This is a genomic window from Pseudomonas sp. O230, assembly GCF_045447035.1.
GTDB lineage: Bacteria > Pseudomonadota > Gammaproteobacteria > Pseudomonadales > Pseudomonadaceae > Aquipseudomonas.
The window spans coordinates 109,920-131,100 of the sequence record NZ_JBJGXN010000008.1; the positions used below are offsets into that span (position 1 = coordinate 109,920).

Sequence of the window (21,181 nt, forward strand, 5' to 3'; positions counted from 1 at the left end):
GGATTCTTCTACGGTGAACGAGGCGCTTAAGGATATTTCCTACCTGCCTCATCGTAATTTCCTCGTCCTTTGGGCATCTCGTCTGCCAGTGACTTCTGATTTTTGGTCCGCGTGATCTGGGCGGGATTTATGGCTGTTAGGGTTCAGGAATTTCCTGACAAGCGACCCTCCAGCCATGACCCAATGCTTCAAAGAACACCCCAGCGATAAACAGCGCCTGAACCACAACAGCACGCCCGTTGCTGACTGTGAATGCAAAGAAGAACTGCTTTACGGCGTCAAGACCATGGTGACCAAGGTCCCCATCCTCACGTGCGAATGCCTTTGGCGCATCTACCAACGCGAAGCCGAAGACATCGTTGCCCCTGGCGGCGTGCTGATTGCTGACCCGGTGGAACGCAACCGAGTGATCAACGCAGCCTATGCCCGGCTGTGGTTGCATGATTCGCGGTTTCAGTGGGCCGGGCTTGCTGCATTTGCTTCCAAGCAGGTTGGCTGCGGACTGCTGCATGCGGCGGACACCATTGGACATATTGGCGCGGAACATCAATCCCGACAGCGCGTGCGAGATAGCCGTAGTGAATTCGGGTTGTTTACACCTGACAGGATGGCCGAACAATCCGAAGCGCTGCGTGACTACAAAGAAGCCGATGCGCGTAACCCGGTTCCGTCCGTAGATCTGCGTTTCAAGGGAAATGACTTGTCGTTGGTGCAGCAACAGTTCCGGCATGTGTACGACATGATGGCACTGGGGAACACCACGCTGTTTCTGGATATTTTCCCGCTGCATGAGTTCTATGCGAAGCGAGGCTTGAAGGAGTTGAAGAAATGCCTGGAAGCACGAGCGGGAATTTACGGACATCCGAAGTGGCCAGTGCTTTGGCCAGCGGGGCAGAAAAAGCTCCGCTTTGGACAATTTCATCAGGAAATCATTCGTGCTTTCGAGTTGATTGATGAAGGGGATATTGCCCAAAGCGTGGAGTTTCTAGCATGGCATGAGCAGCGCAATATCCTCCAGCCAGCCATTTACGAGGACCAGCAATTGGTGGCCTTGCTGCGTACCAATCATGCTGCCTACGTGACTGGTTTTCCCTCTGGCGTGGCTCAGGCTATTGAGTTGACCCTCACGAGCCAATGCCAAAGCGTTAAGGACGAACGCACCATCGGTTTTAGTTCCAACCCGCTGGCAGACTTGTCGAGCATCAAGCAACGCATGCCTTTCGTACTCCGGGCGGCGGCGACGTTCGATGACATGCTAAACGACAGCAACCGAGGGGCATTAGAGCAGTCGATTCGAGAAATCGCCTCCGGTGGCGAGGCATGAACTTACGCAGCTGGCGCCGAGGAGCAGGCTGGTTGCTTCTGGCTGTTTTGGCGCTGGCCGCCATACACCAACTGAGACAGCCTTTGTGGGATGAACCGGAAGTCGCCGTGGAGATAGGCGGCACGTATGAAGAGATGCGTAATCGCTCTTCAGCCTCTTTTAGCCCGTTAATCCGTGGGCACCTGTGGCTCGGAGTTCCTATGGTGGATGCACGAATGCGATTCATCGACCCGCAGTTCGGTTTCGTCACGCCTCTTGCGCGCTTTTTCACGGTTGGATTCGACGACAACGTCATTGACGACATCCGCATGTCACCACAAATAGAACCGTTGCTGATTGATGATGCCCTCAAGGTCGTTCTCGACTTACAGGACCAATGGCGCGAGAAAGGCTGGGTGGCGAGGGGCCTGCGGAACAACCCCACCATTGCCGATACACCGGAATGGCGAGCCTGGCTTCGGGACAGTGAGCGATCAGGAAGATCCTTTTGGCAGGCAGGAGACAAGTATCAAGCAATGCTGCTTCTCGGACAGTTTAGTGATTCCAGAAATCCGACCGAAGAACGCTATCTCATTACTCTTTCGGTGGCCAAGCCATGGGTCCCCTTCGATGAAATTGAAGCAGACTGGGAGCAGGTGTACTCGCTGTGCCCTGGTAGTCCCAAGCCATCGCCGATCCCCGAGTGTGAAGTACTCAGTGAGCAACCTTGAGTTCTCGGCGATGGCTGGTTGCCCAGGATCTTTAGAGCCTCACAAGCCCCTTTCGGAACGATCAATCGAGTGCTGAGCTAGGGTGGGTCAAGGTTATCCAGCACCCGGTTCACCGCCAGTTCCCCGAGCATGATTGATTGTTGAATGCCCAGCAGTGTGTTGCTTTGCGATCCCTCCAGATACCTCGCGAAATCACTCGCCATGACGTTGGCAGATGCCAGGGATTCACAGGCGTATTCGAGCAGGGTCTGGTTGTCGATGTCGGGGGCGATGAGGAATATTTTGCTTGGTTGGCGTGGGGCGTCCGGATCGACGTCCGGTGGATTTGTCGTTGTATTAGTCATCTTTCGGCTTCCTAAAAAGTGGAGCCACCGAGTTGCTACTAATCAAAAGGGTGGCAGCTGTACGCAGGTTAGTAGACCGGGGAAGCGCGAAGCCGGCGCACCCGAAGGCGCCCTGCGCACTGCTGCCATCAAGCGCAGGTATCGAAATACCTGACTGTCTGGAACGCAAATACGCTTCGCAAAACCACGGGCTACTAAACCCGATCACTGGGAATCAGTGATGCGAACCAAGTTACCGATGCCCCCCAAAGCGCACAAGCCGGCGGATTCTGGAGTAGTTGTAGGCATTGCCGCAAGGCGCTGTGGTCTTTCCGAGACAGTTCAGAAATGTCCTACACCCTTCACCGAAGCGCCCGCTATTGCATCGGTAGCTGCACACCTTTTTGGTGAACTTGCGGACGCTTTCGCGGGCAAGCCCGCTCCCACAGGGTTCGGTAGTCTGCTGGAGATTGTGTTAACACCGCAGAAACTGTGGGAGCGGGCTTGCCCGCGATTGACTGCGAAGCAGTCACGCTTTCTGTGGTTCTACCTTACGCGTCAGCAGTTCCACAAACGCCTTGGCCATTGGCGATTTCTGATCCTTGCGCTGCACCAGCCACACCGCCGAAACGGCCTCAGGATCGAGCAGCGGCCGATAGACCACGCCATCAATCCGCATACGCTGATAAGACGCCGGCAACACCGACACGCCGAGCCCCGCCGCCACCAAGCCGATAATGGTCATCGCCTCCCCCGCCTCTTGCGCAAAGTGCGGGCTGAAACCGGCGTCCCGCGCCAGGCTGAGCAACTGCGCATACAGACCACTGCCATAACTGCGTGGGAAAAATACGAACGGTTCGAGCGCCAATGCCGACAGGAACAATCCCTCTTCGCTGTCCTGCACCAACGGATGCTTGGAACTGAGCACCGCCACCAGCGGTTCACGCATCAACTCCACCACGCTGAGCGAATCCGGCAAACCCAACGGGCGCATGATCCCGACCTCAATCGACTCATCCACCAGCGCATCGGCCACCTGGGTGCTGCTCATTTCCCGCAGGTTCAGGTGCACGGCCGGAAAACGCTGGCGAAACGAAAAGATCGCCTGAGGGATGGTCGAGTTGAACGGTGCCGACGAGGTGAAACCGATTTTGAGTTCGCCCAACTCACCGAGCTGCGCCCGTCGCGCCACATCCGCCGCTTTGTCGACCTGCGCCAGCACTAACCGCGCCTCTTCCAGAAACAATCGCCCGGCTTCACTCAGTTCCACCCGACGATTGGTTCGCTCGAACAATCGCGCGCCGACTTCCTGCTCCAGTGCCTGAATCTGCTGGCTCAGCGGCGGTTGCGAGATGCCCAGCACCTGGGCGGCGCGGCCGAAGTGCAATTCTTCGGCGACGGCAATGAAGTAGCGCAGGTGACGCAATTCCATGGAAACTCCATTAGGTCGTAAAACCTCTTAAACAGGTCGAACAATATATTGGATTGAATCATTAGGCAGCTATATGCTTTTTTCATTGCCTGACCGGCTGCGCTCCCCCGAGGTCCGAAGTGAAAACTGCTGTCGCCCCACTCGCCCATGAAGTTCCGCCCGCCGCGCTGGACGATGTCGTCTCTGAACTGAAAGAGATCTACATCGAAAAGGGCACGCCGATGTTCATGCGTACGGTGCTCGCGCTGTTCTCCGGCGGCTTCGCCACCTTCGCGCTGCTGTACTGCGTGCAACCGATGATGCCGCTGCTGTCCCACGAATATTCGATCAACGCGGCGCAGAGCAGCCTGATTCTGTCGGTGGCCACGGGCATGCTCGCCATCGGCCTGCTGATCACGGGGCCGATCTCCGACCGTGTCGGGCGCAAACCGGTGATGGTGGCGGCGCTGTTTGCCGCGGCGCTGTGCACCATTGCCAGTTCGATGATGCCGAGCTGGCATGGCGTGCTGGTGATGCGTGCGTTGATCGGGTTGTCGTTGAGCGGCCTGGCGGCGGTCGCGATGACGTACCTGAGCGAAGAGATCCATCCGCAACACATTGGCCTGGCGATGGGCCTGTACATCGGCGGCAACGCGATTGGCGGGATGTGCGGGCGCCTGATTACCGGGGTGTTGATCGACTTCGTCAGCTGGCACACGGCGATGCTGGTGATCGGTGGCCTGGCGCTGATCGCGGCAGCGGTGTTCTGGAAAATCCTCCCCGAATCGCGCAACTTCCGCGCCCGCTCGCTGCACCCGCGCAGTCTGCTCGACGGCTTCACCATGCACTTTCGCGACGCCGGTTTGCCGCTGCTGTTTCTTGAGGCGTTCGTGCTGATGGGCGCATTCGTCACGCTGTTCAACTACATCGGCTATCGTCTGCTCGCCGAGCCGTACCACATGGACCAAGCCTTCGTCGGACTGCTATCGGTGGTGTACCTGTCGGGCATCTACAGCTCGGCGAAAATCGGCTCACTGGCCGACAAACTCGGTCGGCGCAAAGTGCTCTGGTCAACCATCGTGCTGATGCTCGCCGGCCTCGCCCTGACCATGCTCACCGCGCTGCCCGTGGTGATCATCGGCATGCTGATTTTCACCTTCGGCTTCTTCGCCGCGCACTCGGTAGCCAGCAGCTGGATCGGCCGCCGCGCCACCAAGGCCAAAGGTCAGGCATCGTCGTTGTACTTGTTCAGTTACTACGCCGGATCGAGCATTGCCGGTACGGCGGGCGGTGTGTTCTGGCACCTCGGCGGATGGAACGGGATTGGCTTGTTTATCGGCGGGTTGCTGGTGATTGCGCTGTGGGTGGCGTTGAAACTGGCGAAGTTGCCGCCCCTAGGTGATGTAAAGGCCTGACACATAACCCTGTGGGAGCGGGCTTGCTCGCGAAAGCGGTGTGTCAGTCGACATCAACATTGACTGTTACACCGCCTTCGCGAGCAAGCCCGCTCCCACATTGACCGCATACGATCTGGTATCCCAAACAAAAACGCCCGGCATAAGCCGGGCGTTTTTTATTGGGCGACGATTACTCGTGATACTGCGCCGACAGCTCATGCACCGCGCGCAGGAATGCTCCCGCATGTTCCGGATCGACTTCCGGGGTGATGCCATGGCCGAGGTTGAACACGTGGCCACTGCCCTTGCCATAACTGGCGAGGATCCGTCCGACTTCGGTGCGGATGGCTTCCGGTTTGGCGTAGAGCACGGTCGGGTCCATGTTGCCTTGCAAGGCGACTTTGCTGCCGACGCGGTCGCGGGCGTTGCCGATGTCGCAGGTCCAGTCCAGGCCCAACGCGTCAGCGCCGGCGTCGGCGATGCTTTCCAGCCACAGCCCCCCGCCCTTGGTGAACAGAATGACCGGCACCTTGCGGCCTTCGTGTTCGCGGATCAGGCCACTGACGATCTTGCGCATGTAGGCCAGGGAGAATTCCTGGTACGCCGCCGCCGAGAGGTTGCCGCCCCAGCTATCGAAGATCTGCACCGCCTGCGCGCCGGCCATGATCTGGCCATTGAGGTAGCTGGTGACCGACTGAGCCAGCTTGTCCAGCAACAAGTGCAGGGCTTGCGGGTTGTCGTAGAGCATGGTTTTGGTCTTGCGGTAGTCTTTCGACGAGCCGCCTTCGACCATGTAAGTAGCCAACGTCCATGGGCTGCCGGAGAAACCGATCAACGGCACGCGGCCGTTCAGTTCGCGGCGGATGGTGCTGACCGCGTCCATCACATAGCCGAGGTCTTTGTGCGGATCAGGGATCGGCAGGGCTTCGATGTCGGCCAGGGTGCTGACGACTTTCTTGAAGCGCGGACCTTCACCGGTTTCGAAGTACAGGCCTTGGCCCATGGCGTCCGGGATGGTCAGGATGTCGGAGAAGAGGATGGCCGCGTCCAGTTGCGGGTAGCGGTCGAGCGGTTGCATCGTGACTTCGCAAGCGAACTCCGGGTTCATGCACAAGCTCATGAAGTCACCGGCCTTGGCACGGCTGGCGCGGTATTCCGGCAGGTAGCGACCGGCCTGACGCATCATCCATACCGGCGTGACGTCTACGGGTTGCTTGAGCAGGGCGCGAAGGAAACGGTCGTTCTTCAGGGCAGTCATGTCGGCATCCGGAAAAAAAGTGCGGGCATTTTCTCAGAGCGCGACGCAAAAGGCACGGTTGCAGGTCAGCCTTTTGTCTATCGGGTCAATTTGTCGCATTTTTGCAGCATCGCAAAACACTGTGGGAGCTGGCTTGCCAGCGATAGCATCACCTCGGTCCATCTGACAAACCGAGGTGTCTGCATCGCTGGCAAGCCAGCTCCCACAGGTATTGCATTCCAATATTGGAAGTTGATCAGACGCCCAGGTAATCCAGAATCCCTTCGGCGGCATTGCGGCCTTCGAAGATCGCCGTTACTACCAGGTCAGAACCGCGAACCATATCGCCACCGGCGAAGATCTTCGGGTTGCTGGTCTGGTGCTTGTATTGACCTTGTTCCGGCGCCACAACGCGGCCCTGGCTGTCGGTCTGGATGCTGAACTGCTCGAACCACGGCGCCGGGCTTGGACGGAACCCGAAAGCGATGACCACGGCGTCGGCCGGGATGATCTCTTCGGAGCCCGGGATCGGCTCGGGGCTGCGACGGCCACGGGCGTCCGGCTCGCCGAGACGGGTCTCGACCACCTTCACGCCTTCAACCTTGTCTTCACCGACGATGGCGATCGGCTGGCGGTTGTAGAGGAATTTCACGCCTTCTTCCTTGGCGTTCTTCACCTCTTTGCGCGAGCCTGGCATGTTCGCTTCGTCACGACGATACGCACAAGTCACCGACTTGGCGCCCTGGCGGATCGACGTACGGTTGCAGTCCATCGCCGTATCGCCGCCACCGAGGACCACAACTTTTTTGCCTTTCATGTCGACGAAATCTTCCGGCGACTTTTCAAAGCCCAGGTTGCGGTTGACGTTGGCGATCAGGAAGTCGAGCGCGTCGTGCACGCCCGGCAGGTCCTCACCGGCAAAGCCGCCCTTCATGTAGGTGTAAGTGCCCATGCCCATGAACACGGCATCGTATTCTTCGAGCAGTTGCTCGATGGTCACGTCCTTGCCCACTTCGGTGTTCAGGCGGAATTCGATGCCCATGCCGGTGAAGACTTCGCGGCGATTGCTCAGCACAGTCTTTTCCAGCTTGAACTCCGGGATGCCGAAGGTCAGCAGACCACCGATTTCCGGGTTCTTGTCGAACACCACCGGGGCCACGCCGCCACGCACCAGCACGTCGGCACAACCGAGGCCGGCCGGGCCAGCGCCGATGATCGCAACACGTTTGCCGGTCGGCTTGACCTTGGACATGTCCGGGCGCCAGCCCATGGCGAACGCGGTGTCGGTGATGTACTTCTCGACCGAACCGATGGTCACCGCGCCAAAGCCGTCGTTAAGGGTGCAGGCTCCCTCGCACAGACGATCCTGCGGGCACACCCGGCCGCAGACTTCCGGCAGGGTGTTGGTCTGGTGCGACAGTTCGGCGGCCTGGAGGATGTTGCCCTCGGCCACCAGCTTCAGCCAGTTGGGAATGAAGTTGTGCACCGGGCACTTCCATTCGCAATACGGGTTACCGCAACCCAGGCAGCGGTGGGCCTGATCGGCCGAATGCTGGGGTTTGAAGGGTTCGTAGATCTCCACGAACTCTTTCTTGCGTTGACGCAACAGTTTCTTCTTCGGATCTTTGCGCCCGACGTCGATGAACTGGAAGTCGTTATTCAGACGTTCAGCCATTGTTAAAACCTCATCAAACTCTTCAGGCGCATATCACTGCGGGTTGGCACGGGTGCTGGAAAGCAACGATTTCAGGTTGGCAGCCTTGGGCTTGACCAGCCAGAAACGGCGCAGATAGTCGTCGAGGTTTTCAGCGAGGTTACGACCCCATTCGCTGTCGGTTTCCGCGACGTATTCGTCCAGCACGCGTTGCAGGTGGCTGCGATAGGCTTCCATCGCTTCGCCGCTGATCCGCTGGATTTCCACCAGTTCGTGGTTGACCCGGTCAACGAAGGTGTTGTCCTGGTCGAGCACGTAGGCGAAACCGCCGGTCATGCCTGAGCCGAAGTTGTAACCGGTTTTGCCCAGAACGCAGACGAAACCACCGGTCATGTACTCGCAGCAGTGATCGCCCGTGCCTTCAACCACGGTGTGAGCACCGGAGTTACGCACCGCGAAGCGCTCGCCCGCGGTGCCGGCGGCGAACAGCTTGCCGCCGGTGGCGCCATACAGGCAGGTGTTGCCGATGATGGCACTGTCCTGAGTCTTGTAGACGCTGCCCTTCGGCGGAACGATGACCAGCTTGCCGCCGGTCATGCCTTTGCCGACGTAGTCGTTGGCGTCGCCTTCCAGGTACATGTTCAGGCCGCCGGCGTTCCACACACCGAAGCTCTGACCGGCCGTCCCTTTGAAGCGGAAGGTGATCGGCGCGTTCGCCATGCCTTGGTTGCCGTGCTTACGGGCGATTTCACCGGAGATCCGCGCGCCGATGGAACGGTCGCAGTTGCAGATATCCAGGGCGAAATCGGCGCCGCTCATGTCGTTGATGGCCGAGGTGGACATGTCGACCATTTTCTCGGCCAGCAGGCCTTTGTCGAACGGCGGGTTGCGCTCGACCTGGCAGAACTGTGGTTTGTCTGCCGGGATGTGATCGCTGCCCAGCAATGGCGTCAGGTCCAGGTGTTGCTGCTTGGCGGTCTGGCCTTCGAGGATGTCCAGCAGATCGGTACGGCCGATCAGCTCTTCGAGGGAACGCACGCCCAGCTTGGCCAGCCACTCACGGGTTTCTTCAGCCACGTAGGTGAAGAAGTTGATCACCATGTCGACGGTGCCGATGTAGTGGTCTTTACGCAGCTTCTCGTTCTGAGTCGCGACGCCGGTGGCGCAGTTGTTCAGGTGGCAGATGCGCAGGTATTTGCAGCCCAGGGCGATCATTGGCGCGGTGCCGAAGCCGAAGCTTTCAGCGCCGAGGATCGCAGCCTTGATCACGTCGAGGCCGGTTTTCAGGCCACCGTCGGTTTGCACCCGGACTTTGCCGCGCAAGTCGTTGCCACGCAGGGTCTGGTGGGTTTCGGCGAGGCCGAGTTCCCACGGCGCGCCCGCGTATTTGATCGAGGTCAGCGGCGATGCGCCGGTGCCGCCGTCGTAGCCGGAGATGGTGATCAAGTCCGCGTAGGCCTTGGCCACACCGGCCGCGATCGTGCCGACGCCCGCTTCTGCAACCAGCTTCACCGAGACCAGGGCCTTCGGGTTGACTTGTTTCAGGTCGAAAATCAGCTGCGACAAGTCTTCAATCGAGTAGATGTCGTGGTGCGGCGGCGGCGAAATCAGGGTCACGCCCGGCACTGCGTAACGCAGCTTGGCGATCAGACCGTTGACCTTGCCCCCTGGCAGCTGACCACCTTCGCCGGGCTTGGCGCCCTGGGCGACTTTGATCTGCAGCACTTCAGCGTTGACCAGGTATTCCGGGGTTACCCCGAAACGGCCAGTCGCCACTTGCTTGATTTTCGAGCTCTTGATGGTGCCGTAGCGCGCCGGATCTTCGCCGCCTTCGCCGGAGTTGGAACGCGCACCGAGGCGGTTCATGGCTTCGGCCAGGGCTTCGTGAGCTTCCGGCGACAATGCGCCGAGGGAGATGCCGGCGGAGTCGAAGCGCTTGAGCACCGATTCCAGCGGTTCGATCTCGCTGATGTCCAGCGGCGTGTCCAGGGTCTTGACCTTGAACATGTCGCGGATCATCGACACCGGACGGTTGTCCACCAGCGCCGTGTATTCCTTGAACTTGCTGTAGTCGCCCTGCTGCACAGCAGCTTGCAGGGTGTTGACCACGTCCGGGTTGTAGGCGTGATATTCGCCACCGTGGACGAATTTCAGCAGACCGCCCTGCTGGATCGGCTTGCGCGGGCTCCAGGCTTCAGCGGCGAGGGCTTTCTGCTCGGCTTCGATGTCGACGAAACGTGCGCCCTTGATGCGGCTTGGCACGCCACGGAAGCTCAGGTCGCAGACTTCTTCGGACAGGCCGATGGCTTCGAACAGCTGCGCACCACGGTACGAAGCGATGGTCGAGATGCCCATCTTCGACAGGATTTTCAGCAGGCCTTTGGTGATGCCTTTGCGGTAGTTCTTGAACACCTCATAGAGGTCGCCCAGTACTTCACCGGTGCGGATCAGGTCACCCAGCACTTCGTAAGCCAGGAACGGATAGACCGCCGAGGCGCCGAAACCGATCAACACGGCGAAGTGGTGCGGATCGCGTGCGGTAGCGGTTTCCACCAGGATGTTGGAGTCGCAACGCAGGCCTTTTTCGGTCAGGCGGTGGTGCACCGCGCCGGTCGCGAGCGAAGCATGAATCGGCAACTTGCCCGGCGCGATGTGACGGTCACTCAGGACGATCTGGGTGCGACCGGCGCGAACGGCTTCTTCAGCCTGATCGGCGACGTTGCGCACGGCAGCTTCGAGGCCGACGCTTTCGTCATAGTTGAGGTCGATGATCGCGCGCTCGAAGCCCGGACGATCGAGGTTCATCAGCGAGCGCCACTTGGCCGGGGAAATGACCGGCGAGCTGAGGATCACACGCGAGGCGTGTTCCGGCGACTCCTGGAAGATGTTGCGCTCGGCACCGAGGCAGATCTCCAGCGACATGACGATGGCTTCACGCAGCGGATCGATCGGCGGGTTGGTGACCTGCGCGAATTGCTGGCGGAAATAGTCGTAAGGCGTACGCACGCGCTGGGACAACACCGCCATCGGCGTATCGTCGCCCATCGAACCCACGGCTTCGTAGCCTTGCTCGCCGAGCGGACGCAGCACTTGGTCACGTTCTTCGAACGTGACCTGATACATCTTCATGTACTGCTTGAGCTGGTCGACGTCGTAAAACGCCGAACCGTGGTCGTTGTCTTCCATGGTCGCCTGGATGCGCAGGGCATTCTTGCGCAGCCATTGCTTGTACGGATGACGGGACTTCAGACGGTTGTCGATGGCGTCGGTGTCGAGGATCTGACCGGTTTCGGTGTCCACGGCAAAGATCTGGCCCGGACCAACGCGGCCCTTGGCAATCACGTCTTCAGGCTGGTAGTTCCAGACACCGATTTCCGAGGCCAGGGTGATGAAACCGTTCTTGGTGGTGACCCAACGCGCCGGACGCAGACCGTTACGGTCGAGCAGGCACACCGCGTAGCGACCGTCGGTCATTACCACGCCGGCCGGGCCGTCCCACGGCTCCATGTGCATCGAGTTGTATTCGTAGAACGCACGCAGATCCGGGTCCATGGTTTCGACGTTCTGCCACGCAGGCGGAATGATCATCCGCACACCACGGAACAGGTCGATGCCACCGGTGACCATCAGTTCAAGCATGTTGTCCATGCTCGATGAGTCGGAACCGACGCGGTTCACCAGCGGGCCGAGTTCTTCCAGATCCATCAGATCGTTGGTGAACTTGGTGCGACGGGCCTGGGCCCAGTTGCGATTGCCGGTGATGGTGTTGATCTCGCCGTTGTGGGCGAGGAAGCGGAATGGCTGGGCCAGCGGCCATTTCGGCAGGGTGTTGGTGGAGAAGCGCTGGTGGAACACGCAAATCGAGGTTTGCAGGCGCTGATCGCTGAGGTCTGGATAGAAGGCGGTCAAGTCCGCCGGCATCATCAGGCCTTTATAGATGATGGTCTTGTGCGAAAAGCTGCAGATGTAGTGATCGACGTCGGCGGCGTTGGCCACGGACGAGCGACGACGGGCGCTGAACAGCTTGATTGCCATGTCCTGATCGCTCAGGCCTTCACCGCCGATGTAGACCTGTTCGATCTGCGGCAGGCGCTCAAGGGCCAGGCGGCCGAGGACGCTGGTGTCGATTGGCACTTTGCGCCAGCCGACGAGGGTCAAGCCTTCAGCCAGGATCTCGCGGTTCATGTTCTCGCGAGCGGCCTCGGCTTTGACCGGGTCCTGGTTGAAGAAGACCATGCCCACTGCGTATTGCTTGGGCAATTCGACGCCGAAGGTTTCCTGGGCGATGGCTCGCAGGAACACATCCGGCTTTTGAATCAGCAAGCCGCAACCGTCACCGGTCTTGCCGTCGGCGTTGATCCCACCGCGGTGGGTCATGCAGGTCAGGGCCTCAATGGCCGTTTGCAAAAGGGTATGACTGGGCTCGCCCTGCATATGGGCTATCAGGCCGAAACCACAGTTATCCTTGAATTCATCTGGTTGGTACAGACCTGCTTTCATAGACACTTTCTCACCAGGCTGCCTCTTATCGAGGCAAATTTCTTTTCAATTCAACCACTTACCATCCGCGCCGAACGTACGCCAGCTTTGCGGGGGCAAAAGGGAGGTCATTGTACACACCGACACAGGGGCTCACAAATTTGACGACGAAATGTCGCAAATCTATGTCGCATTTGTGAAAGGTTTAAAGCGATCTGCTGTGCTAGTCAAAACTTTTTTTAATTTTGACCGCAACGACTCAAAGACTACTGTGACGCAGACACCACAAGGCACGCGGCCTGAAGAGGCGGCATGCACTTGTAGAAATTTTGAGGTGCCGGGAGAGGCGGCCTGGGTAAGGCCGCCGAATCTTCAGCGAGTTGTTGCCAGTTCCTGTTGGACGCTGGCGACAGTGCGAGGCCAAGGTTTACCAGCCTGAACCTTCGCTGGCAAGGCCTTGATGGCGGTAACGGCTGCATCGCGGTTGGCGAAGTTGCCGTAGGTGATGACGTAAAGCGGCTTGCCGTTGAGGACCTTCTTGAAATAACGGTACTCGCCGCCCTGCTCTTTCACGAAGGATTGCGCGGCTGCTTCGGAGCTGGTGCCGAGGATCTGCACCACGTAGTTACCCGGAGCCTGACCGGCGTACCAGGTACCACCAGCGCCTTTCGCACCAGCGGCGGCGGCTGGTTTCTCGGCAGGCTTGGCGGTGGCCACGACAGCAGGCTTGGCTGGCGCCGGAGCCGGCTTAACGGCAGGCGCCGTCGGGACGGGCTTGGCGGTCGCGATCTGAGTCGGCGCGGGCATCGGCTTGGCGGCAGGCGTCGGCGCTGGACCAGGCTGGATGCCCGCAGGCGGCGCGGTGGTGGTCACGGTCGGCGGTGTAGCGCTGGAACCTTCGACTGGCACGCCATCGTCGCCTTCGGTGATACCGCCGGCTGCTTCCGCCAGCGGGCCACGCATGACCGGCTGCGAGTTGCCGACCAGCGGCAATGGCATGGGTTGCGAGTTGCCAGCGAATTCCACGGCAGGTGCGCCGCCGCTCTTAGGTTGCGGCGTGCCCTGGCCGAGCGGCAGTTGCGCCTGTTCGTTGGCAGGTGCGCCGGTGGTCGGTGCTTTGCTGCGACCCGGCATCAACCAGGCGGCGGCTACCGCGACCACGACGACGGCGGAAATCGCCAATACGTGTTTCTTCGGCATGTTGAACCCCATACTTGGACGCTTCACCGCTGAGCGGCTGGCAATCATGGCTTCGATCATTGCATCGCGGGCAACCTGGTTGATGTTGCCAGGCCAGCCGTCGGAGCTTTCGTGAATATCAGAGATCTGTTCTGCGGTGAAAAGTTCGATACCCCGGCCGGCGCCTTCGAGCCGCTGGTCCAGATACTCGCGGGTTTCTTCTTCGGTGTAAGGCTGCAGCTCGATGACGTGGAAGCGCTCTTCTTCGAGGCTCAGCGCCTCAAGTTGAGCGATCAGCGAGGACTCGCCGAACAGGAACACGTGCGGGCGGCCTTCTGGCGCACCCGCGGCCAACTCCATCAAGGCTTCGAGCGCAGATTCGTCGAGTTGCTCGGCGTCATCCACCAGCAAATAGACTTCCTGCCCCGTGAGTGCAAGCTGCACCACTTGAGCCAGGATCGGGCCAATCTCTGCTTGAGCGATGTTCAGCGACTGAGCCACCTGACGCAATACGCCCGCCGCATCACCGGCACCACGGGCGGAAACCACCACGCTTTGAACGGACTGCTTGTTGGTGCTGGCCACCAGGGCCTGACGCAACAGGGTCTTGCCACTGCCTTGCGGGCCGGTGACCACCAGCAGCAACTGGCTGTAACGTGCCAGGTGATGCAGCTGACCCAACACCGGTTTGCGTTGGGCCGGGAAGAATTTGAAGCCAGGTACCCGTGGAGCAAAAGGGTCATGACTCAACTGGAAATGGCCGAGGAAAGCCTCGTCGGCATGCAAACTAGTCATCAGGATCTTATTAACCTTTAAGCTGAGCCAAGGCGCGGTAATCCGCTCCCAGCGTGGCCTGTAAAACCTCTTTCGGATAATCGTCGGTCACCACTGCTTCGCCCATGTGGCGCAGCAGCACCAAGCGCAAACGACCGTCGATCACTTTCTTGTCAATTGCCATGTGTTCGAGAAAATCGGTTTCAGTCATCTCTTCCGGCGGGATGACCGGGAGGCCGGCACGCTGGAACAGGCGAATGCCACGATCGCGCTCTTGCTCGCTGATCCAGCCCAGACGCACGGACATTTCCAACGCCATTACAGTACCGGCAGCGACCGCTTCACCATGCAGCCAGACACCATATCCCATGTGGGTTTCGATAGCGTGGCCGAACGTGTGGCCCAGGTTCAAAGTGGCGCGTACACCGGTTTCCTTTTCGTCGGCGCCGACCACCGCCGCCTTGGCCGCGCAAGAACGCTCGATGGCATAGGTCAGGGCAACCTGGTCCAGGGCACGCAGGCGATCGACGTTTTCTTCGAGCCAGGTCAGGAACGGCTCATCACAGATCAAGCCGTATTTGATGACTTCAGCAAGCCCGGCGGACAACTCGCGGGCCGGCAGGGTATTGAGGGACGCAGTATCGATCAGCACCACGTTCGGCTGATAGAAGGCGCCGACCATGTTTTTGCCCTGCGGATGATTGATCCCGGTCTTGCCGCCCACCGAGGAGTCGACTTGCGACAGCAGAGTGGTCGGGACCTGGATGAAATCGACGCCGCGCTGGTAACAGGCGGCGGCAAAACCGGCCATGTCGCCAATCACGCCGCCACCGAGGGCGATCACGGTCGTGCGACGGTCGTGTCGTGCAGTCAGCAAGCCGTCGAAAATCAGTTGCAGGGTTTCCCAGGTCTTGAAAGCTTCGCCGTCGGGCAGCACCACGGAAATCACCGAAAACTGCGCAAGGCTGCGGGTCAGACGTTCAAGATAGAGCGGCGCAACGGTTTCGTTGGTGATGATCGCCACTTGCCGACCGCGAATGTGCGGGGCCAGCAGCTCTGGCTGATCCAACAAACCTTCGCCAATATGAATCGGGTAGCTGCGCTCGCCTAGATCGACCTTGAGTGTCTGCATGTGTCCCCACAGTGAAGATGAAATCAGGCGTCCCGCCTTGAGTTATCGAGTATCCAGGGCATCTGATGGTGCGACGCCGTTCGGTAGCCATCCGCCACAACCTTGAGCGGTCATGGCAGGACGCCGAGGATAGCGCATTTCGCGCTGCGCTTTAACGGGGAGGCAGCTGCTGCAAGCGCTCGAGAATATCGAGCACCACCATACGCGGCGGCCGCTCATCCGTTTCAACCACCAGGTCGGCGATTTCCCGATAAAGCGGATCGCGTAACGCCAGCAGGTCCCGAAGGGTCTTGGCCGGATCCGCAGTACGCAACAGTGGCCGATTACGATCGCGGGCAGTGCGGCCGACCTGCTGCTCGACGGAAGCATGCAGATAAACCACCCGACCACCGGCACGCAGCGCCCGACGATTGGCTTCGCGCATTACTGCACCGCCGCCGGTCGCCAGCACCACGCCTTCGCAGCCGCACAGCTCGGCAATCATCGCCTGCTCGCGATCACGAAAGCCTGGCTCGCCTTCCTTATCGAAAATCCATGGGATATTGGCGCCCGTGCGCAATTCAATTTCCTTATCGGAATCTTTGAATGGCAGGCGCAGCTCTTTGGCCAGCAACCGGCCGATGGTGCTTTTTCCAGCCCCCATCGGTCCAACAAGAATCAAATTTCGCACAGAATCAATGACTCACAGCAATCGCCTGGTTGTTCATGATACGCGGAGTGAGAAATACCAGCAGCTCGGATTTTTTCTCCGAAACCACGTCACGCCGGAAAAGGCGGCCAAGATACGGCACATCACCGAGAAATGGCACCTTATCTACAACCTTGCTCTGAGTATTTGAGAAAACGCCACCGATCACGATGGTCTCGCCGTCATTGACCAGGACCTTGGCATTGACCTCGTTTTTCTTGATCGGCGGTACATCCTGGACCTTGTTCAGGTAGTCCGGTTCGTCCTTGGTGACCTTGACCTCCATGATAATCCGGTTGTCCGGGGTGATTTGCGGCGTCACTTCCAGCGACAGCGAGGCCTCCTTGAATGACACCGATGTGGCGCCACTGGAGCTGGCTTCCTGATAGGGAATCTCGGTGCCCTTGAGGATTTTCGCGGTTTCCTTGTCGGACGTGACCACCTTGGGCTGTGAGACGATTTCGCCGTTGCCGGTTTTCTCCATCGCTGTCAGCTCGAGGTCCAGCAGCACATTGTCGGTGATGAAAGCGATGCCGAGCCCCGAGGTGTTGGCGGCGGTGCCCATATCGACGAACGGCGAATTGGTACTGGTGCTGCCAGGCGTGCCGATGGTCGACGACGCGTTGGAGCCGTTGCTGACCCCGGACGTGTTGAAGTTGCCCCTGTTCTGCAGCGAACCGCCCCAGCGTACGCCAAGGCTTTTGTCGTAGTCGACGTTGGCTTCGACGATTCGCGCCTCGATCATCACCTGACGCACCGGGATGTCCAGTTGCGCAACGATCCGGCGAAGTTCGTCGAGGCGATCCTGGGTCTGATAGGCAATGATGTTGTTGGTCCGGTCATCGACGGTGATCGAGCCCCGCTCGTCCACCTTCGCCTCGGCACTGGTCACCGACGTGAATAATTTGGCGATATCCGCCGCCTTGGCGTAATTGACCTGCAGCAATTCACGACGCAAGGGCGCCAGTTCGGCAATCTGCTTCTGCGATTCCAGCTCCTGACGTTCGCGCGCGGCAATCTCGTCGGCCGGGGCCACCAACAGCACGTTGCCGATCTTGCGCTTGTCCAGCCCCTTGGTTTTCAACACCAGGTCGAGCGCCTGATCCCATGGCACGTTTTGCAGACGCAAGGTGATGCCGCCCTGCACCGTGTCGCTGGCCACCAGATTGAGGTTGGTGAAGTCGGCGATCAGTTGCAGCACCGAGCGGACATCGATGTCCTGAAAATTCAGCGAGAGCTTTTCACCGGTATAGGCAAATCGCTCGGCGTTGCGCTTTTGCAGGTCATCGACGGTCATCGGGCGGATGCTGACGGTGAGTTTGTTGTCGGTTTGGTAGGTCGAGTAATCGAATGCGCCACTGGGCTCGATGCTGATGGTCGCCCGATCTCCGGTGGCGCTGGCGTTAACGAATTGCACAGGCGTGGCGAAATCCTTGACGTCCAGGCGCACTCGCAATGGTTCTGGCAGTTGGGTTCTGGCGAAGTTAAGGACGATCTTGCCATCGCGCTCCTGAATGTCCGGGGCGATGGAGGGATCCGACAGGTCGATGACCACATTGCCTTCACCCTGGGTTCCGCGCTGGAAATCCACACCACGGATCGCCTTGCTCACCGGCGCATAGGTCTTGGCTGGCGCGGGAGTGGCCGTGGCGACACGTGGCGGTTTGATCGCTGGCGCAGAGGCTGCGTTACTGGCTCCACGCCCGACTACCACAAACAGATTATTGCCTTCGACGCGAGCGGTGTACTGAGTCAACTGAGTCAGATTGATGATCAGCCGCGTGCGATCCTTGGCTTCCACCACCGTGGCGCTGCGGGCGTTGCCGCCGCCCAGATCACGGGTTTTGCTCGCCAGTTTGCTGACAACTCCGGGCAGATCCAGGGCAATCCGTGCAGGCTGCTCTGTCGTGTAACCGTGGGGCGCCGGGGGCGCTCCATCGAATGACAACTTCAACTCGACGCGGTCTCCCGGCAGCGCAGCGACATCCAGCGCTTTGAGGTTGGCCGCTTGTACCATCGGCGACAGCAACGCTATCCATAGCGAAATTCCGAAGGTTGCGAAAATCCTGTTCATTGTTCGAGTTCCACTATGAGTGCTCTTTCAAAGGGATGGTCCGCGGCCGCTCCAGCCAGGCGCCTTCGCCGTCGGGAACGATTTCGACCACATCGACTTGCGAGCCGCTGATGGCGACGATCCGGCCATCGTTACGTCCCAGGTAATCGCCGACCTTTAACCGATGCACACCGCCCGCCCCGCGCAACAGCGCAAAAGAGGCAGCCGCATTGGAGATCGTGCCGACCATTTCAAACTGCTCGATGTTGAAACCTTCGAGGTACTGCTTGACCCGGTTGGGGTCAGGTTTGACATTGCGCGCGCCATGTTTTTGGCCGGCCAGATCAACTCTGAGCTGCCGGGAAAACGGGCTTCGCAAATTAGCGGCGTTGTAGGTGAACGTTGGGTAAGACCGGAATGTCGGCGTTGGTTCAATTCTGCCAGGCGCACGCAAACGCATTGCGTTCATGTAAGCGTCGAGATCACTGAAGTCATTGCCGCCGCCACAGCCGGCCAGGACGGCCAACATCCCGATCAACGGAAAAAAACGAATCGGGCTCATTTTTGCAGCCCCTTGTCGTTGTAGCGGTATGTCTTGGCGAGGATGCTCATGCGTAATTTCGGGCCGCCTTCGGGGTCGGCCGGGGCAAGGTCGAAGTCATGCAGGGTGACAATCCGCGGCAGCCCGGCCACACCACTGACGAACGTGGCGAGGTCATGATAGGCGCCGGTGACGGTGATCTGGATCGGCAGTTCGATGTAGAACGGCTGGATCACCTCGGGCAGCAACTTGATCTCTTCAAACTCCAACCCGCTCCCGAGGCCAGTACGGGTGATGTCCTCCAGCAGACCAGGCACTTCGGTGTCGCTGGGCAATTGCCGCAGGAGCACGCCGAAGGAGTTCTCCATTTCCTTCATCTGCTGGGTGTACAGCTCTAGATTCGCCGCCATGTGGGCCTTGGTGGCGAATTGTTCCTTGAGGGTCGACTCTTCCTCGCGCTTGAGTTCAAGTTGACTCTCAAGGTCGCTGATGGAAAAGCTGTAGCCAAGCGCCAGCACCAGAGTCATCAGCAGAATACCCGCCATAGCCTTGATGGCGGGCGGCCAGGACCCCATGTTGTTGGTGTCCAGATCGTTGATGTCGATCTTGCGCAGCCCTTCGATCCATTCGGCCGGCTTCATTGAACGGCCTCCACGGCAGCAGGCTGGGTCTGGCGCACGGTCAACTGAAAGACGTTGGCCTGATCCAGTTGACCGGCGGTGGTCGCCTTGACCTCTGTCAGGGTGGGTGCATCGAACCAGTCCGAGGCATCCAGATTACGCATCAGGTCGGAAACACGGTTATTGGATTCTGCCGCGCCGGTGATGGACAGGGTTTTACCCTCCATTTTCACCTCGGTGAAATACACCCCGTCCGGCAACGTACGCGCCAATTGATCGAAGATCCGCCCGCTGATCGGACGATTGCCTTGCAGGTCCTGAATGATGCGCATGCGTTCGACCAACTGCTGCCGCCGGGCCTTGAGGTCGCTGATCTGCTTGATCCGTTCGTCGACCACCGCAATCTGTTGACCGATGTATTCGTTTCGAGCGACCTGTCGGTCTATGGCGCCGCTGATGGCCTGATTCGCGATCAGCACCGCTACCACAGATGCCACCAGCACGCCGACCAGCGCCAGCAAAAAGCGTTTGCGACGTGCGTCCCGCAGCTCTTCGCGCCAAGGTAAAAGGTTGATCCGCGCCATCAGTCGAAACTCCTGAGGGCCAGCCCGCAGGCGATCATCAGTGCTGGCGCATCGCTGGCCAGGGCACCGGCGTTGACTTTACTGCTCAGGGTCATGTCGGAGAATGGATTGGCCACTTGCGTCGGAGTGCCCAGTCGCTCCTCGATCAGTCGGTCCAGCCCCGGAACCGAAGCGGTGCCGCCAGCCAACAGGATATGGTCGACCGAGGTGTACTGGCCGGAAGCGAAGAAAAATTGCAACGAACGCGACACCTGCTGCACCAGCGCATCGCGGAAGGGCTGCAACACTTCGCTAACGTAATCGTCCGGCAACCCCCCCTGCTTCTTCGCCAGTCCCGCTTGCTCGAGGGTCAGGCCATAACGCCGCTGGATTTCTTCTGTCAGCTGACGACCGCCGAACAACTGTTCGCGGGTGTAGATGATTTTCCCGTTGCGTAGCACGCTCAGGGTGGTCATGGTCGCGCCGATGTCGACCACGGCGACCGTCAGCTGCTCGCGAGACGCTGCCAGATGCCCGGTCAGCAGGCCGAATGATCGCTCCAGCGCGTAGGCCTCGACATCGACCACGCGCGCCGTCAGGCCGGCCAGTGCAAGCGCCGCTTCACGGACTTCGACGTTTTCCTTGCGACAGGCTGCCAGCAGCACATTGACCCGTTCAGGGTTACGCGCCGACACGCCCTGCACTTCAAAGTCGATGGCGACTTCATCCAGTGGATAAGGGATGTACTGATCGGCCTCGATCTTCAGCTGGTTTTCCATCTCGTCGTCGGAAAGACCGGCATCCATTTCGATGGTTTTGGTGATGACGGCAGAACCGGCCACGGCGACAGCCACGTTCTTGAGGCTGGTTCTGGCCTTGAGCAGCACGCGCGAAAGGGCCTGACCCACGCCTTCGAGCTCGGCGATATTTTTCTCGACCACCGCGCTGGCCGGCAGCGGCTCTACCGCGTAAGCCTCAACCCGGTAGCGATCGCCCTGACGGCTTAGCTCCAGAAGCTTCACCGACGTGGAGCTGATGTCGATCCCCAGAAGCGTATTGGCTTTTTTATTGAAGAGTCCTAGCACTACCAATTCCC

16 protein-coding genes are annotated in these 21,181 nt (G+C 59.6%); 3 read left to right on the plus strand and 13 right to left on the minus strand.

Annotated features, from left to right (window positions below; all coding sequences use genetic code 11):
* Positions 1 to 175 precede the first annotated feature (175 nt).
* Together ACI77H_RS18435 and ACI77H_RS18440 are read left to right on the plus strand one after the other, a co-directional pair.
* The gene (locus ACI77H_RS18435; protein WP_407013167.1) at positions 176 to 1,324 is read left to right on the plus strand and encodes a DUF2515 family protein; all 1,149 of its coding nucleotides are present in this window, start codon (positions 176 to 178) and stop codon (positions 1,322 to 1,324) included.
* On the plus strand, positions 1,321 to 2,034 hold the full coding sequence (locus tag ACI77H_RS18440; protein ID WP_407013168.1) for a hypothetical protein: 714 nt from the start codon (positions 1,321 to 1,323) through the stop codon (positions 2,032 to 2,034). The genes ACI77H_RS18435 and ACI77H_RS18440 overlap by 4 nt, the downstream gene beginning before the upstream one ends.
* Before the next feature lie 77 nt (positions 2,035 to 2,111).
* On the opposite strand, the gene ACI77H_RS18445 is transcribed toward ACI77H_RS18440, so the two are convergent.
* Positions 2,112 to 2,378, minus strand: a complete 267-nt coding sequence (locus ACI77H_RS18445) for a DUF6124 family protein (protein WP_407013169.1) — start codon at positions 2,376 to 2,378, stop codon at positions 2,112 to 2,114.
* A 508-nt stretch (positions 2,379 to 2,886) separates the two neighbouring features.
* Complete coding sequence (locus tag ACI77H_RS18450) at positions 2,887 to 3,789, minus strand: LysR substrate-binding domain-containing protein (RefSeq protein WP_407013170.1); 903 nt, start codon at positions 3,787 to 3,789, stop codon at positions 2,887 to 2,889.
* Positions 3,790 to 3,956: 167 nt separating this feature from the next.
* Between ACI77H_RS18450 and ACI77H_RS18455 the strand changes: the two genes are divergently transcribed.
* Positions 3,957 to 5,183: an MFS transporter gene (locus ACI77H_RS18455; RefSeq protein ID WP_407013416.1), complete on the plus strand. Its 1,227-nt coding sequence runs from the start codon at positions 3,957 to 3,959 to the stop codon at positions 5,181 to 5,183.
* A 172-nt stretch (positions 5,184 to 5,355) separates the two neighbouring features.
* Here the strand turns inward: ACI77H_RS18455 and hemE are convergent, their stop codons facing one another.
* The 11 genes from hemE to ACI77H_RS18510 all read right to left on the minus strand — a co-directional run bounded on the left by hemE (position 5,356) and on the right by ACI77H_RS18510 (position 21,170).
* Positions 5,356 to 6,423, minus strand: a complete 1,068-nt coding sequence (hemE, locus tag ACI77H_RS18460) for a uroporphyrinogen decarboxylase (RefSeq protein WP_150632715.1) — start codon at positions 6,421 to 6,423, stop codon at positions 5,356 to 5,358.
* Positions 6,424 to 6,658: 235 nt separating this feature from the next.
* Complete coding sequence (locus ACI77H_RS18465; protein WP_407013171.1) at positions 6,659 to 8,077, minus strand: FAD-dependent oxidoreductase; 1,419 nt, start codon at positions 8,075 to 8,077, stop codon at positions 6,659 to 6,661.
* A gap of 33 nt (positions 8,078 to 8,110) precedes the next feature.
* On the minus strand, positions 8,111 to 12,556 hold the full coding sequence (gene gltB, locus ACI77H_RS18470; RefSeq protein WP_407013172.1) for a glutamate synthase large subunit: 4,446 nt from the start codon (positions 12,554 to 12,556) through the stop codon (positions 8,111 to 8,113).
* 351 nt (positions 12,557 to 12,907) lie between these two features.
* Entirely contained in the window at positions 12,908 to 14,509 is a 1,602-nt protein-coding gene (locus tag ACI77H_RS18475) for an AAA family ATPase (protein ID WP_407013173.1), read from the minus strand.
* 10 nt (positions 14,510 to 14,519) lie between these two features.
* Positions 14,520 to 15,620: a 3-dehydroquinate synthase gene (gene aroB / locus ACI77H_RS18480; protein WP_407013174.1), complete on the minus strand. Its 1,101-nt coding sequence runs from the start codon at positions 15,618 to 15,620 to the stop codon at positions 14,520 to 14,522.
* Between the two features lie 151 nt (positions 15,621 to 15,771).
* The gene (gene aroK, locus ACI77H_RS18485) at positions 15,772 to 16,290 is read right to left on the minus strand and encodes a shikimate kinase AroK (RefSeq protein WP_407013175.1); all 519 of its coding nucleotides are present in this window, start codon (positions 16,288 to 16,290) and stop codon (positions 15,772 to 15,774) included.
* A gap of 4 nt (positions 16,291 to 16,294) precedes the next feature.
* A complete protein-coding gene (gene pilQ / locus ACI77H_RS18490) occupies positions 16,295 to 18,382 on the minus strand; it encodes a type IV pilus secretin PilQ (protein WP_407013176.1) in 2,088 nt (695 codons plus the stop codon).
* Between the two features lie 13 nt (positions 18,383 to 18,395).
* Complete coding sequence (locus tag ACI77H_RS18495) at positions 18,396 to 18,923, minus strand: pilus assembly protein PilP (protein ID WP_407013177.1); 528 nt, start codon at positions 18,921 to 18,923, stop codon at positions 18,396 to 18,398.
* Complete coding sequence (gene pilO / locus ACI77H_RS18500; RefSeq protein WP_407013178.1) at positions 18,920 to 19,543, minus strand: type 4a pilus biogenesis protein PilO; 624 nt, start codon at positions 19,541 to 19,543, stop codon at positions 18,920 to 18,922. The genes ACI77H_RS18495 and pilO overlap by 4 nt, the downstream gene beginning before the upstream one ends.
* Positions 19,540 to 20,106 (minus strand): PilN domain-containing protein, encoded by a 567-nt coding sequence (locus tag ACI77H_RS18505; RefSeq protein WP_407013179.1) that lies wholly within the window; start codon positions 20,104 to 20,106, stop codon positions 19,540 to 19,542. Before ACI77H_RS18505 ends, pilO begins: the two co-directional genes overlap by 4 nt.
* Entirely contained in the window at positions 20,106 to 21,170 is a 1,065-nt protein-coding gene (locus ACI77H_RS18510) for a pilus assembly protein PilM (protein WP_407013180.1), read from the minus strand. Before ACI77H_RS18510 ends, ACI77H_RS18505 begins: the two co-directional genes overlap by 1 nt.
* Positions 21,171 to 21,181 lie beyond the last annotated feature (11 nt).